Origin of the sequence: Janthinobacterium sp. FW305-129, assembly GCF_020858115.1 — a bacterium.
GTDB lineage: Bacteria > Pseudomonadota > Gammaproteobacteria > Burkholderiales > Burkholderiaceae_D > Janthinobacterium.
This window is the reverse complement of the sequence record NZ_JACYMM010000018.1, coordinates 42483-55519: the sequence shown is the minus strand read 5'-3', so window position 1 is coordinate 55519 and position 13037 is coordinate 42483. Positions and strand designations below refer to the sequence as shown.

General features: G+C 65.8%; 14 protein-coding genes. 6 read left to right on the top strand and 8 right to left on the bottom strand.

The window, feature by feature from the left end; genetic code table 11:
• Nucleotides 1-257: 257 nt before the first annotated feature.
• Genes rsgA through IGS61_RS26455 form a run of 3 tightly spaced genes read right to left on the bottom strand, consistent with a single transcriptional unit; the run spans nt 258 to nt 2817 of the window.
• Nucleotides 258-1163 carry a ribosome small subunit-dependent GTPase A gene (gene rsgA, locus IGS61_RS26465; protein WP_034785059.1) on the bottom strand — a complete coding sequence of 302 codons (906 nt, stop codon included), beginning with the start codon at nt 1161-1163 and terminating at the stop codon, nt 258-260.
• Complete coding sequence (locus IGS61_RS26460; protein ID WP_230542307.1) at nt 1160-1540, bottom strand: 4a-hydroxytetrahydrobiopterin dehydratase; 381 nt, start codon at nt 1538-1540, stop codon at nt 1160-1162. The genes rsgA and IGS61_RS26460 overlap by 4 nt, the downstream gene beginning before the upstream one ends.
• A complete protein-coding gene (locus tag IGS61_RS26455) occupies nt 1537-2817 on the bottom strand; it encodes a M48 family metallopeptidase (protein ID WP_230542306.1) in 1281 nt (426 codons plus the stop codon). The genes IGS61_RS26460 and IGS61_RS26455 overlap by 4 nt, the downstream gene beginning before the upstream one ends.
• Nucleotides 2818-2873: 56 nt before the next feature.
• On the opposite strand from IGS61_RS26455, the gene orn reads away from it, so the two are divergent.
• Nucleotides 2874-3470, top strand: a complete 597-nt coding sequence (gene orn, locus IGS61_RS26450; protein ID WP_170846480.1) for an oligoribonuclease — start codon at nt 2874-2876, stop codon at nt 3468-3470.
• Here the strand turns inward: orn and IGS61_RS26445 are convergent.
• Together IGS61_RS26445 and gcvA are read right to left on the bottom strand one after the other, a co-directional pair.
• A complete protein-coding gene (locus IGS61_RS26445; RefSeq protein WP_230542305.1) occupies nt 3465-3812 on the bottom strand; it encodes a hypothetical protein in 348 nt (115 codons plus the stop codon). The genes orn and IGS61_RS26445 overlap by 6 nt on opposite strands.
• Entirely contained in the window at nt 3809-4753 is a 945-nt protein-coding gene (gene gcvA, locus IGS61_RS26440) for a transcriptional regulator GcvA (RefSeq protein WP_230542304.1), read from the bottom strand. Before gcvA ends, IGS61_RS26445 begins: the two co-directional genes overlap by 4 nt.
• Before the next feature lie 323 nt (nt 4754-5076).
• Between gcvA and IGS61_RS26435 the strand changes: the two genes are divergently transcribed.
• From IGS61_RS26435 to IGS61_RS26415, 5 genes are all read left to right on the top strand, one after another.
• Complete coding sequence (locus IGS61_RS26435) at nt 5077-5976, top strand: DMT family transporter (RefSeq protein ID WP_230542303.1); 900 nt, start codon at nt 5077-5079, stop codon at nt 5974-5976.
• A 225-nt stretch (nt 5977-6201) separates the two neighbouring features.
• A complete protein-coding gene (locus tag IGS61_RS26430; protein ID WP_230542319.1) occupies nt 6202-7299 on the top strand; it encodes a hemin-degrading factor in 1098 nt (365 codons plus the stop codon).
• Complete coding sequence (locus IGS61_RS26425; protein WP_230542302.1) at nt 7287-8213, top strand: heme/hemin ABC transporter substrate-binding protein; 927 nt, start codon at nt 7287-7289, stop codon at nt 8211-8213. The genes IGS61_RS26430 and IGS61_RS26425 overlap by 13 nt, the downstream gene beginning before the upstream one ends.
• Nucleotides 8210-9262, top strand: coding sequence for a FecCD family ABC transporter permease (locus IGS61_RS26420; protein ID WP_230542301.1), 1053 nt, complete (start codon nt 8210-8212; stop codon nt 9260-9262). Before IGS61_RS26425 ends, IGS61_RS26420 begins: the two co-directional genes overlap by 4 nt.
• Before the next feature lie 10 nt (nt 9263-9272).
• The gene (locus IGS61_RS26415) at nt 9273-10061 is read left to right on the top strand and encodes an ATP-binding cassette domain-containing protein (RefSeq protein ID WP_230542300.1); all 789 of its coding nucleotides are present in this window, start codon (nt 9273-9275) and stop codon (nt 10059-10061) included.
• Nucleotides 10062-10082: 21 nt separating this feature from the next.
• Here IGS61_RS26415 and IGS61_RS26410 read toward each other — a convergent pair whose 3' ends face one another.
• Genes IGS61_RS26410 through IGS61_RS26400 form a run of 3 tightly spaced genes read right to left on the bottom strand, consistent with a single transcriptional unit; the run spans nt 10083 to nt 13026 of the window.
• Complete coding sequence (locus tag IGS61_RS26410) at nt 10083-10517, bottom strand: hypothetical protein (protein WP_230542299.1); 435 nt, start codon at nt 10515-10517, stop codon at nt 10083-10085.
• A complete protein-coding gene (locus IGS61_RS26405; RefSeq protein WP_230542298.1) occupies nt 10514-11953 on the bottom strand; it encodes an efflux transporter outer membrane subunit in 1440 nt (479 codons plus the stop codon). The genes IGS61_RS26410 and IGS61_RS26405 overlap by 4 nt, the downstream gene beginning before the upstream one ends.
• A complete protein-coding gene (locus IGS61_RS26400; protein ID WP_230542297.1) occupies nt 11950-13026 on the bottom strand; it encodes an HlyD family secretion protein in 1077 nt (358 codons plus the stop codon). The genes IGS61_RS26405 and IGS61_RS26400 overlap by 4 nt, the downstream gene beginning before the upstream one ends.
• Nucleotides 13027-13037 lie beyond the last annotated feature (11 nt).

Here is a 13037-nt window from a genome sequence, read left to right as displayed (position 1 = left end):
GGTTGGAGTTAGACCGATGTTGTCTCCAGCAGGTTCGCTGGCGGGGACAGTGCCAAGGTAGCAAGTGGGCTGGCGCCATGCCAGCGTGAAGCGACGAAACGCAGGAATCCGGCGCTGAAATGCGAAATAGGCCGATGGGCAGTTTTGGAATGAATGGGGGAAAGCGGGCTGTACGGCAGAATTTAATTCTGCTAAATTCGATGTGGTAATGTTTTTGTCGGTCTGGCGCCCGCCCTGATGGCGGGCGCCACGCGCGTTCAATACAGCGTTTGCGCCGATTCGTGCAGCAATTGGCCGTACAGGGTATGGCGCATCTTGGCGATCTTGCCTTCAGACAAGGCTTGCAGGATCGCGCATTGCGGCTCGATCAGGTGGCGGCAGTTATAGAACTTGCAACCGCCCAGATAGGGCTGGAATTCGCGGAAGGCCCGCTCCAGCATGCCTTCGCTCAAATGGTACAGGCCGAACTCCTGGAAGCCGGGCGAATCGATGATGGAACTGTTGGCGCCCAGTTCGTCGAGCTTGTACAGGCGCGTAAAGGTCGTCGTGTGCTTGCCCGTGTCGAGCGCGGCCGAGATTTCGCGCACGGCGATATCGGCGTCCGGCACCAGCAGGTTGATCAAGGATGACTTGCCCATGCCCGACTGGCCGATCAGGATCGACGACTGGCCCGCCAGCAGCGGCGCCAGGGTGGCGACCGCGTGCTCCGGTTCGGCCCGTGCCGACACTTCATCGACGGGATAGCCCATCGAGGAATACGGCAGCAGGCGTTCGCGGGCCCGTTCCAGCGAAGCCGTCACGTCCGTTTTGTTCAGGATGATGCGCGCCTCGATGCCGGCCGCGTCGGCCGCCACCAGCGAGCGCGAGATCAGGTCGTCCGCAAAGCCCGGTTCCGTCGCCACGACGATGAACAGCTGCGTCAGGTTGGCCGCCAGCAATTTCGATTTGTACTGGTCCGAGCGGTACAGCAGGGTCTTGCGTTCCTCGATGCGGTCGATGACGGCCTGGTCGTTCGAGGTGCGCGTCAGGTGCACGATGTCGCCCACGGCCACATTGGTTTTCTTGCCACGCGTCACGCATTGCAGCTTGGCGCCGTCCACATCGGCCAGGTAGTGACGGCCGTGGGCGGCGATGATGACACCCGTCAACTTGCCTTCGCTCATGGGGCCACCTGGCTGCTCTGGTAGATGAGGTCGGCCTTGGCGGCGCAGATGAAGTCGTTTTCGGACAGGCCGCCGGCGCCCTGGTTGACCGAGTGCGTGTCGTAGCGCACGGCGCAGGTTTTGTAAGTAATGATGAGCTCCGGATGGTGGTCTTGCGTATGGGTCATATAGGCCAGGGCGTTCACGAACGCCAGGGTCTGGTAGTAATTCTTGAAGCCGTAGTCGCGGCACAGCTTGCCATTTTGCACCGTCCACCGGGGCAGCAGGGCGAGCAGGGTGGCGACGCCGGTGTCGCCCAGCGCGTGCTGGCGCGGCGCGCAGGACAGTTGGGCCAGGTCTTGCGAGGTCGATGGCGTATTCGTCGATGGCGTATTCATGTCGTAGCCCCTTTCAGGTGGCGGATGCGCACGCTGGCCGGCGGATGCGAGTCGTAGAAGGCCGAGTGCAGCGGGTCGGGCGTCAGGGTCGACGCATTGTCTTCATACATTTTGACGAGGGCCGAGACCAGGTCGTCCGCCTGCGTGTGCGTGGCGGCAAAGGCGTCGGCCTCGAATTCGTGCTTGCGCGAGCTGAGCGAGGTCAACGGTCCCAGCAGGAAAGTGAAGACGGGCAAGGCCAGCATGAACAGCAGCAGGGCCAGCGCGTCCGTCGGCTGGCCGGTGAGTGCCAGCGTCACGGGATCGACCCCCAGGCCCGCGTAAAACCAGGGCTGCGTCTTCAGGAAGCCCAGCAGCGCCAGAAAGCCCAGCGAAATGATAAACATCATGGCGATGCGCTTGACGATGTGCTTGAGCTTGAAGTGGCCCAGTTCATGCGCGAGCACGGCCTCGATTTCCTGCGGCGCCAGGCGCGACAGCAGGGTGTCGAAGAAGACGATGCGCTTGTTGGCGCCAAAACCCGAGAAATATGCATTGCCGTGGGCGCTGCGCTTCGAGCCATCCATGACGAACAAGCCTTTCGAGGCGAAACCGACGCGCTGCATCAAGCCTTCGATGCGGCTTTTCAAGGATTCGTCGGCCAGCGGCGTGAATTTGTTGAACAGGGGAGCGATGACTGTGGGAAACAGCACCATCATCAGCAGCTGGAAGCCGCTCCAGACGAACCACGCGTACAGCCACCACAGGCCGCCACTTTTCGCCATCAGGGTCAGCACGACCCAGATCAGCGGCAAGCCGATGGCCGCGCCCAGGCCTACGCCCTTGAGCATGTCCATGAAGAACAGCTTGCGCGCCATGGTGTTGAAGCCAAAACGTTGTTCCAGCACAAACTGGCGGTAATAGTCGAAGGGCAGGTCGATCAGGCCGGAAATGACGGCAAAGGCGGCGATCAGGCCGATCTGGTACAGCATGGGAGAATCCGCTCCCATCCATTCATTCAGGTGCAGCGCCAGCCATTGCAGGCCGCCCAGCAGGGTAAAACCGATCAGCACGGCATAGTTGACCAGCAGGGTCAGCAGGCCGAACTTGGTCTTCGCCACCGTATAGTCGGCCGCCTTCTGGTGCGCGGCCAGCGGGATTTTTTCCGCGAATTCTGGCGGGACAGCCGCGCGGTGCGCCAGCACGTGGCGGATCTGCCGCGAAGCGAGCCAGAAGCGCACGGCCAGGGTCAAAACGAGGACGGATACAAACAAAATCGAAAACGCGAGTGAATACATTCTGTGCCTGTGAGAAAATGGCTGATTATTTAGTTTGATTAGGCCAAGAGAGAATTATGTCACAAGCGACCGACTTAACCGCATCCACCCCCGCACCTGCCGTCCCGGCACGTCCCAACGAGATGAACCTGGTCTGGGTCGACATGGAAATGACGGGCCTGGAGCCCGATACCGACCGCATCATCGAGGTGGCGGTGGTGGTGACGGACATGCACTTGAACCTGCTGGCCGAAGGCCCCGTGTTCGTGATTCACCAGTCGGATGAAACCCTGAACAAGATGGACGCCTGGAACAAGGGCACGCACGGCCGTTCGGGCCTGATCGACAAGGTGAAGGCGTCGACCGTGACGGAAGCGCAGGCGGAAGCGGAACTGATCGCGTTCCTGAAGAAATACGTGCCGGCAGGCAAGTCGCCCATGTGCGGCAACACCATCGGCCAGGACCGCCGCTTCATGGTGCGCGGCATGCCGAAGCTGGAAGCATTCTTCCACTACCGCAATGTTGACGTATCGACATTGAAAGAGCTGTGCAAGCGCTGGAAGCCGGAAATCGCCACCGGTTTCAAGAAGCACCAGAAGCACACGGCCCTGGCCGATATTCTCGAGTCGATCGAAGAATTGAAGTACTACCGCGAGCATTTCATCAAGTTATAACTTTTCGTATGTTCCAAAGGCGAGGGCGGCCCAAACGCCATCCTCGCCCTGCCACTCCAGTGCAAACGGTCCCGTTTGCCGCAAGCCCGTGATCCACACTGTCTCGCCAGGTTCGCGGAAATATGCCGTGCACTGGCCGAACGGCTGTTCCAGCCGGCACAGCACCAATCCCTCGCCCGCCACGGCACACCATTGCTCATTGATATCGATCAAGGCCACGGCCGGATCGCCATAGAATTCGCCCAGGCTGGCGTGCCGCCCATCTGCCGCCATCACGCCGGCCTGTTCGTATTCGTGCTGGACAATAAATGCGGCGCTGCGCGCCAGTTCGTGTGTCGTCATGCTGTCTCCACGGTGGGCCAGACGGTTTCCTGGTCGGCGCGCGCCTCGGCGATCAGCCATTCGCAGAATGCATGCACGAGGGGCCGCGTTTCCGCCTGGGGCGAGCGCAGCAAATAATAGCAGTGGGGGCCGCGCACGGCGTGCCCGAAGACGCGCACCAGGCGGCCCGAGCGCAGGTCGTCGCCGATCAGGGGGCTGGCGGCAATGGCCACGCCCTGGCCGCTGGCGGCTGCGTCCAGGCATAAATACGTGTGCGAAAAGCGCGCGCCGCTGTTGCCGCTATTGCCGCTGTAATGCACGCCGCAGCTGTGCAGCCAGCGCGTCCAGTCGATTTCGCCGGGCAGGTGCACTTCCGGCTCGTCGTGCAGCAGCGGATAGCGCAGCAGGTCGGCCGGCTGGCGCAGGCTGGCCGCGTTGGCGCGGAAACCGGGGCTGCAGACGGCGGAAAACCATTCTTCCATCAATAAATCCACCTTCAGGCCCGGATAGCGGCCCGGTCCCAGGCGGATGGCCACGTCCACGCCATCGCGCGCCAGGTCGACCGGGTGCATCGACGCCAGCACGCGCAGTTCGATCTGCGGGTAGCGGTCGCGCAGCCGGCCCAGACGCGGCATCAGCCAGCGCGAGACGAGCGAGCTGGTGGCCGTCACCGTGACGACCTTGTCGTCGCCCTGGCGCCGCGCCTGCTCGGAAACGTCGGCCAGCTGGTTGAGGATCGGCCCCAGCGAGGCCGCATAGCGCTGGCCGGCGCTGGTGAGCACCACGCCGCGCGGCATGCGCTGGAACAGCACGATACCGAGCCACGCTTCCAGCTGTTTCACGTGGTGGCCGATGGCGCCGGCCGAGACGTGCAACTCTTCGCCCGCGCGCTGGAAGCCTTCATGGCGGGCGGCCGCCTCGAAGGCGTGCAGGGCGGCGAGCGGTGGCAAGGGACGTGACATGACAGTCTTCCAGGGAATTGAGCCTCAGTAAAATTCGGCCTATCCGTGAAGAATATTGGTTTGTTTCATTTTGCGCAAGCGAATATGATGCCGCTTATGCGTGAAATGACCCGCAATAGGATTCACGCATGCACATCTCCCGGCCTGGCTGGGCATTTATATTTACAACGTTACAACGCCTGGGAAAACCGTCGCGAGCGGCAGTGATTTGTGGCTGAGAAGCGCAACCGTACTTGTACGGGGCCGCCGAGGCGGTGAGCATCGCCGGCCGCAAAGCGCGACGCGCAGCAGGTTTACCCTGGCGTACTCATAGAGGTGTAGTCATGTCTGATCGCCGCGCCGTTGCGCTGGTGTTGCTGTCGGCCGCCGGTTTCGGCAGTTCCGCCGTGTTTGCCAAGGCGGCCTATGCGTCCGGGGTCAACCCGTCGACCATGCTGGCCTTGCGTTTCGTCATTGCTGCCATGCTGTTGCTGCCGCTCGTGTGGCTCGGTGGCTGGCGCTTGCCGCGCGGCCGCCTGCTGGCCGGCTACATGCTGATGGGCTTGATGTACACGGCCCAGTCGCAAGGCTATTTCAATGCCCTCATGTATGCCAGCAGCGGCCTGTGCGGCATGTTGCTGTACGTGTATCCCGTGCTGGTGACGATCCTGGCACTGGCCCTGGGCTGGGAAAAGCTGGACCGGCGCATGCTGGTGCTGATGGCGCTGGCCATTGCCGGCATGGCGATCACCCTGGGCGGCAAGCTGCAGGGCCAGCCCATCGGCATCGCCCTGGCCTTGATGGCGGCCGGCGTGTACGCCGTGTACATCCTGTTTGGCAACAGTCTGTCGAAAAGCCGCGAGAATATTCATCCATTGGCCGCTTGCGTGGTGATTTTGGGCACGGCCGGGCTGTCGAACAGTGCAATTGCGCTGTGGCAAGGCGTTTCCTTGCCGGGCACGGCGACGGGCTGGCTGGCCGTCAGCGCCATCGCCCTGTTCTCGACGGCCATCGCGATCGCCGCCTTCTTTGCCGGCGTGGCGCAGATCGGCGCGGCCAAGGCTTCCATCATTTCCACCTTTGAACCCGTCATCACGATGGCCTTCGGCGTGACCCTGCTGAAGGAATCCGTCAGCGGCACGCAATTGCTGGGCGGAGCCATGGTGCTGGCCGCCGTGGTCTTGCTGGCGCAGCGCCCCGCGCCCAAGGCGGCGGCCATGCCGACGGTACAGGCCAGCGCCTGAATTCAACGCTGACATTTTCTCAACACTGATCAGTTGTATCGATCGGTCTCCTTTGGCGCCGCGACGGGTTTTCTGTCGCGGCGCTTTTTTTTGCCCGCGCTCAGGCACACGCAAATAAGTCTTGATTGCGAATGATTCTCATTTATAATTAACTTCAAGATTCCCCCACCACCAGCCAGCCCATGCCAGCCAGTGTTAGCCTTGAAAGGAGACACCGTGACGAGCATGCCCCCTATTTGCAATACCGAGCTGGTCGCCAGCGAATTTGCCCGCCTGCGCCGCGAAAAGAAGGCCCGCCACCGCGACATCGCCGAGGAACTGGGCATGGCCGAAGGCGAGCTGATCGCCGCGCACGCTGGCCTGTCGCTGGCCAATGGCGCCTTGCTGGGCGCCGAACGCCTGCAGGCCGACTGGCCCGCCATCATTGCCGCGCTGGAACCGCTGGGCGAAGTCATGGCCCTGACGCGCAACGCTTCGTGCGTGCATGAAAAGACGGGTGTCTACCGAAAAGCCAGCCACAACAACCATGTGGGCCTGGTGCTCGGTGGCGACATCGACCTGCGCGTGTTTTACCGCCAGTGGGCGCATGGCTTTGCCGTGCGCGAGGTGAACGAAAAAGGGGGTGAAAAGGAAGTGCAGCGCAGCCTGCAGTTTTTCGATGCGGCCGGCCACGCCGTGCACAAGATTTTCCTCAAGCCGCAAAGCGATATTGCCGCCTACGACGCGCTGGTGGCGCGCTTTGCCGATGCCGACCAGACGGCCGGCATCGCCGTGACGGCGCCGCCGCCGGCGCCGGCCGAATTGCCCGATGCGCAGATCGACGTGGCCGGTTTTCGCGCCGCCTGGGCCGACTTGCGCGACACGCACGAATTCTTCACTTTGCTGAAAAAATATGCGGTCTCGCGCCTGCAGGGCCTGCGCCTGGCCGAAGCGCGCTTCGTGCAGCAGATCGACAAATCCTGCGTGCTCGACCTGCTCAACGATGCCGCCCTCGAAAGGGTGTCCATCATGGCCTTCGTCGGCAATGCCGGCATGATCCAGATCCATTCGGGGCCCGTGCACAAGATCGCCGTGATGGGGCCATGGATCAATGTCCTCGACCAGCGCTTCAACCTGCATTTGCGCGAAGACCATATCGCCAGCGCCTGGGTGGTGAAAAAGCCCACGGTCGACGGCCTGGTGACGTCGGTGGAACTGTTCGACGCGAAGGGCGACACCATCGTCATGTTCTTCGGCGAACGCAAGCCGGGCGTGCATGAATTGTGCGAATGGCGCCATATCGTCGACAGAGTGGCGCAGGAGGGCGAATTATGCGCCGCATGATCGCCGCCAGCGTGGCGCGCCGCATCGCGCTGAAAAAGATGGGGGCGGGAGCATTGGCCCTGGCCGCACCGATGCAGGTGCTGGCGGCAGTGACCGACGCGGGCAAGCCACTGGCCAAGGCGCGGCGCATCGTCAGCGTGGGCGGCGCCCTGACGGAAATCGTCTATGCGCTCGAAGCGCAGGGCGAACTGGTGGGCGTCGACACCACATCGCTGTATCCGGCCGTGGCGCGGCAGCTGCCGCAGGTCGGCTATGCGCGCACCCTGTCGGCCGAAGGCGTGCTGTCGCTGGCGCCCACGCAGCTGATCGCCACCGAGGAAGCGGGGCCGCAAGCGGTGCTGCGCCAGGTGCGCGACGCGGGCGTGCCGGTAGCGGTGCTCAGCGCGAACAACCGATTCGAAGGCTTGCTGGAACGGGTAAAGCAGGTGGGCCGCATCACGGGCCGCGCCGAGCCCGCCGCGCGCCTGGCGCACACCTTGCAGCAGCAGTGGAGCGGCGCCCTGGCCACGGTGCAGCAGCGCCAGCATGCGCCCGTGCGCGTGCTGTTCATCCTCGCCCATGCGCCGAACCAGGTGATGGTGGGCGGGCGCGAGACGGGCGCCGACGCCATGCTCGCGTATGCGGGCGCCGTCAACGTGATGGGCGGGCAGGGTGGATTTGCCGGCTACAAGCCGCTCACGCCCGAAGCCGTGATCGCCGCGCGGCCCGACATCGTGCTCGTCACCGACCAGGGCTTGCAAGCCTCGGGCGGCGTGGACGGCATCCTGAAGCTGCCTGGGCTGGCGCAGACGCCGGCCGGGCGCAAGCACCGCATCGTCTCGCAGGAAGCCATGCTGCTGCTGGGCTTTGGCCCGCGCATGCCGCAGGCGCTGGCGGAACTCGACGCCGCTTTCGCCAAAGCCATGGCCGCATGAACGTGGCCTCCCTGGTCTCCGCCGCGCCCTGGCGCTGGCCTCGCTGGGGCGCTGGCGGGCTGCTGGCCGCCGCCCTGGCTGGCGGCTTGCTTGTCGCCGTGCAGGCCGGCGCCGTTCCTGTCGCCTTGGCCGACTGGCTGGCGCCGCTTCAGTCTGGCGAGGAGGCGCTGTCCGGCGGCGCCTACGTGCTGTGGCATATCCGCCTGCCGCGCGCGCTGTTTGCCATCCTGATCGGCGCCGCGCTGGCGCTGGCCGGCGGCTTGACGCAAGGGCTGTTCCGCAATCCGCTGGCCGATCCTGGCCTGCTGGGCGTGAGCAGCGGCGCCGCCTGCGCGGGCGCGGCCACCATCGTTTTCGCCGCCAGCCTGCACGTGGCGCCCGAGCTGCGCGTGTGGCTGCTGCCGGCCGCCGCGTTTGCCGGCGCCATGCTCATCTGCGTGTTGCTCGACCGGGTCGCCCGCTGGGCCACGCCCGGTTCCATCGTCGGCCTGCTGCTGACGGGCGTGGCGCTGAACGCCATCACGGTGGCCGTCATGGGCCTGTGCATCTACCTGGCCAGCGACGACCAGTTGCGCACCCTGACTTTCTGGACCCTCGGTTCGCTGTCGGCCGGCAGCTGGCGCCAGGTGGCGGCCTTGCTGCTGGTGCTGGCCGGCGCGCTGTGGGCCACGCGTTTCCTGATGCGTTCCCTGAACGCGCTGGCGCTGGGCGAGGCGCAGGCGCTGCACGTGGGTGTCGACGTGAGCCGCTTGCGCACGCAGGTCATCGTGCTGGTGGCCGTGCTGACGGGGTTTGCCGTGGCCTGGTGCGGCGGCATCGGTTTTATTGGCCTGATCGCGCCGCACCTGGTGCGCACCTGGCTGGGCGCCGACCAGCGCAAGGTACTGCCGCTGGCGATGCTGATGGGCGGCTTGCTGCTGCTGTTGGCCGATACCCTGGCGCGCACGGTGGCCATTCCCGCGGAAGTCCCCGTCGGCATTTTTACGGCCTTGCTGGGCGGGCCATTTTTCCTGATGCTGTTGCGGCGCTTCCGCCACGGCACGGCCTGAAAGGATGGGCATGACGCCTTTATTGGAACTCACGTTCGCCACCACGCAACTGGGCCAGCAGTATTTCGGCCCCTTCAATGTGCGGGTGGCACCCGGCGAGCGCGTCGCCATCCTCGGCCCCAGCGGCGCGGGCAAGTCGACCCTGTTGAAACTGATGGCGCGCGAACTGCGGCCGCAGGCGGGCCAGGTGGCGCTCGCGGGACGGCCGCTGGCGCAGTGGCCGCTGGCCGAACTGGCCCTGCGCCGCGCCGTCCTGCCGCAAGGCTCGAACGTGGCCTTCGGACTGCAGTGCGAGCTGGTGATCGGCCTGGGACGGGTGGCGCGCCTGGCCGACCCGCAGCTGGAGCGGATCGTGCAGCAGGCGGCCGCCCTGGCGCACGCCGCGCATTTGCTGGGGCGGCGCCTGGACACCCTGTCCGGCGGCGAGCAGGCCAGGGTGCAGCTGGCGCGCATCTTCGCGCAGATGTGGGATGTGCAGGATGGCTTGATACTCGTCGACGAACCGCTGGCGGCGCTCGATCCCGGCCTGCAATTCGACCTGCTGGAAAGCCTGCAGCAGTTTTGCGCCGCGCGCGGCCACGCCGTCATCGCCATCCTGCACGACATCAACCACGCCTTGCTGGGCTTCGAGCGGCTGCTGCTGGTGCGTGCGGGCCAGCTGATGGCCGATATCGCCAGCGATGCCGGCGCCGTGCCAGCCCTGGCCGCGCTGTACGGCATCGCCCTGACGACGGCGACCAGCAGCGACGGCGACGTGTGCGTCATCCCCGCCAGAAGCGCCGTGCGCAGGGCCGCCTGACCGGCACATTTATTTACTCGCTCACCACACGTCCGCCGCGCGCGGCCGCGCCATCTGGCCGCTGCCCAGCAGCCAGACCATCAGGGCATCGGCCTGTTCGCGCGTGGCCGTCACTTCCTGCACGATGCCGAAGGCTTTCATGGCGCCGGCCGCCAGCGCCTGCAGACGCGCGCGCTGCTGCGCGTCCGCCTCGACCGACACCAGGCCCCGGCAAATGGCGGCCAGCGCCACCTTGTTATGCTTGAGCCACAGGCCGCGCCGCTTGCGGTCGATATGCGCTTCGTCGCTGCGCTCTGCTTCGAACAGCATGACGAACGGTTCGCCGTGGCGCAGCAGGGCGTCCATGTCGTTTTCCCACAGCGGGGCATAGCCGGCGACGGCCGTTTCAGGGCGAAAGCGCACGATGGGAAAGTCGCTGACGTCGTGGATGGAAAAATGTGCGGGATTCGGTTTCATGGCGTGCTTCCTTGCGAGGTGGTTGAAAATGCTTGCCAGCCGCCGCCCAGCGCCTTGTAGACCTGGACCAGCGACAGCGAGGCGGTGGCGCGGCTGTCGACCAGCGCCGCTTCGTTGTTCAATAAGGTGTTTTGCACATGCAGCACGTTGAGCAAGTCCGTGCCGCCCTGGCGGTACTGCAGTTCCGCGCTGCCCAGCGCGCGGCGTCCCTGTTTGACGGCTTCATCGAGGCTGGCCTGGCGCCGTTCGTTGGCCTGGTAGCCAGATAAGGCATCTTCCACCTCGTGCCAGGCGGCCAGCACCGTCTGGCGGTAGGCGATGGCCGCTTCCTGCTGCTGTGCCTCGCGCAATTGCAGCTTGCCGCGCAGGCGGCCGCCGTCGAACAGGGGCATGCTGAAGCCGGGGCCGAAGGCAAAGCGTTTGGCGTCCCAGCCGATGTCGGACAGCTGCATCGCCTGCAGGCCGATGCTGCCCGACAGCGTGATGCGCGGATAAAAATCGCCTTGCGCCACGCCGATGGCGGCCGTGGCCGCGTGCAGCTGCGCTTCGGCGCGGCGGATGTCGGGACGCCGCCCGGCCAGGCCGCTGGGCACGCCCAGTTGCACCTGCATGGCCACGGCGGGAATGTCCTTGCCCGCCGCCAGTTCCGCCCGCAAGCCTTGCGGCGGCAGCGCCAGCAAGAGGGCGAGGGCATTGCCCAGGCGCGCTTCGCGCTGCTGCAGCGGCGGCAGGCGCGCTTCGATGGTGGCCACGTGGGCCGCCGCTTCGGCTTCGTCGAGCTGTGTCGCCACGCCTTCGCGCAGGCGGATGCGGGTCAGATCCAGGGTATGGCGGGCGATATCAAGCAGCTGCCGCGTGATGGACAGCGTCTGCTGCGCGCCGCGCAACTCGATGTAGTCGCGCGCCGTCTCGGCCAGCACGGCCAGCAGCACGCCGCGCTGCGTTTCCAGCGCCACGCCGACATGCGCGTCAGCCGCTTCCACTTCGCGCCGCACGCGGCCCCACAGGTCCAGCTCCCAGGCCGCATCAAGGTTGCCTTGCCACAGGCTGTAGGCGGACTGGCCGTTGTTGCGCGACGGGTCGCTCAAGCCCTGTTCGCTGTTGCGCGCGCGGCTGACGCTGCCATTTGCGCCCAGCGAGGGACCTTGCGCGGCGCCCGCCACGCCCCGTGCGGCGCGGCTTTGCTCCAGCCGGCTGCCGGCCGCCAGCACGTCGAGGTTGGCGCCGGCGGCGCGCTGCAGCAGGGAAGACAGGGTGGTATCGCCGAAGCTATCCCACCAGCGCTGTTCGAGGGCGGCGTCCTGCCGGGCGGCGAAACGGGCATCCTGCGCCTGGCGCCATTGCTGTCCCAGCTCGTGGTGCGGGCGCTGGAAGTCGCTGCCCACGCTGGCGCAGCCGGCCAGGCCCAGGGCCGTGAAAATGATCAGTGCTTTCATCGCGCGCTCACCTGTTGCACTTCTGGACGGCGCATGGCCGCAGCTGTACTAATGCGCACTTCGGCCGACATGCCCACGCGCAGGCGGCTGCCGTCATCCTGGCCCGGATCGAGCGCGATCCTGACAGGGATGCGCTGCACCACCTTGGTGAAGTTGCCGGTGGCGTTTTCCGGCGCGATGGCGGCAAACGTCACGCCCGTGGCGGGCGCGATGCTGTGCACCGTGCCGCGCAGGAGCACGCCCGGATAGGCGTCGACGGCGATGCTGGCGCGCTGCCCCTGGCGCACGTGCGTCAGCTGCGTTTCCTGCAGGTTGGCGACGACGAAGCTGCGGTTCAGGGGCACCACGGCCATCAGGCTGGCGCCGGGCGCCACCAGGGCGCCGACGCGCACGGCGCGGCGTCCCACGATGCCGTCGATGGGGGCGCGCAGCTGCGTATGCGACAAATCAAGTTCGGCGCGCTGCAGGCTGGCGCGGGCGCGCAGCAGGGCCGCTTCGGCCGCGCCTTGCTGCGCCTGCAAAATGTCCGTCTGCTTGCGGGTGGCGACGAGGGCGGCGCGGTTTTGCGCCAGGCGCGCGCGGCTCACGTCGAAGCGCGATTGCGCCTGCTGCGCGTTTTGCACGCTGCCCGCACCCTGGCCAGCCAGGTGCGTTGAGCGGGCCAGTTCCTGCTGCGCCAGCTTGTCTTCCGCCTGGTTGGCCTCGACCAGGGTCGTGGCTTGCTCGATCACCGATTGCTGGCGCTGCAAGGTGGCGCGGGCATTCGCCAGCTGCGCTTCGGCGCCGGCTACCTCGGCGCGGGCCGAGGCGGCGGCGGCCTGGTAGTCGCGGTCGTCGATGTGCGCCAGCAGCTGACCCGCCTTGACAGTCTGGTTGTCTTCCACCAGCACTTCGCGCACGATGCCGCCCACCTTGGGGGAGAGCACGGTGTAGTCGGCGCTGACGAAGGCGTCGTCGGTGCCTTGTTCTTCGCTGGGCGAAAACAGCAGTTGCCAGGCGCAAAAGGCGAGGGCGCAGGCCAGCAGGGCCAGGCCGAGAAGAAATGCGCGTGAGCGCAGTATGGTTGTTTGCATGGGGATGCTCT

Excerpts from the sequence above, each read along its gene's own strand:
- IGS61_RS26455 (WP_230542306.1), bottom strand. The coding sequence starts at position 2,817 with ATGTATTCACTCGCGTTTTCGATTTTGTTTGTATCCGTCCTCGTTTTG.
- IGS61_RS26445 (WP_230542305.1), bottom strand. The coding sequence starts at position 3,812 with ATGACGACACACGAACTGGCGCGCAGCGCCGCATTTATTGTCCAGCAC.
- orn (WP_170846480.1), top strand. The coding sequence starts at position 2,874 with ATGTCACAAGCGACCGACTTAACCGCATCCACCCCCGCACCTGCCGTC.
- IGS61_RS26405 (WP_230542298.1), bottom strand. The coding sequence starts at position 11,953 with ATGAAAGCACTGATCATTTTCACGGCCCTGGGCCTGGCCGGCTGCGCC.
- IGS61_RS26400 (WP_230542297.1), bottom strand. The coding sequence starts at position 13,026 with ATGCAAACAACCATACTGCGCTCACGCGCATTTCTTCTCGGCCTGGCC.
- IGS61_RS26460 (WP_230542307.1), bottom strand. The coding sequence starts at position 1,540 with ATGAATACGCCATCGACGAATACGCCATCGACCTCGCAAGACCTGGCC.
- IGS61_RS26435 (WP_230542303.1), top strand. The coding sequence starts at position 5,077 with ATGTCTGATCGCCGCGCCGTTGCGCTGGTGTTGCTGTCGGCCGCCGGT.
- IGS61_RS26430 (WP_230542319.1), top strand. The coding sequence starts at position 6,202 with ATGCCCCCTATTTGCAATACCGAGCTGGTCGCCAGCGAATTTGCCCGC.
- gcvA (WP_230542304.1), bottom strand. The coding sequence starts at position 4,753 with ATGTCACGTCCCTTGCCACCGCTCGCCGCCCTGCACGCCTTCGAGGCG.
- rsgA (WP_034785059.1), bottom strand. The coding sequence starts at position 1,163 with ATGAGCGAAGGCAAGTTGACGGGTGTCATCATCGCCGCCCACGGCCGT.
- IGS61_RS26420 (WP_230542301.1), top strand. The coding sequence starts at position 8,210 with ATGAACGTGGCCTCCCTGGTCTCCGCCGCGCCCTGGCGCTGGCCTCGC.
- IGS61_RS26410 (WP_230542299.1), bottom strand. The coding sequence starts at position 10,517 with ATGAAACCGAATCCCGCACATTTTTCCATCCACGACGTCAGCGACTTT.
- IGS61_RS26415 (WP_230542300.1), top strand. The coding sequence starts at position 9,273 with ATGACGCCTTTATTGGAACTCACGTTCGCCACCACGCAACTGGGCCAG.
- IGS61_RS26425 (WP_230542302.1), top strand. The coding sequence starts at position 7,287 with ATGCGCCGCATGATCGCCGCCAGCGTGGCGCGCCGCATCGCGCTGAAA.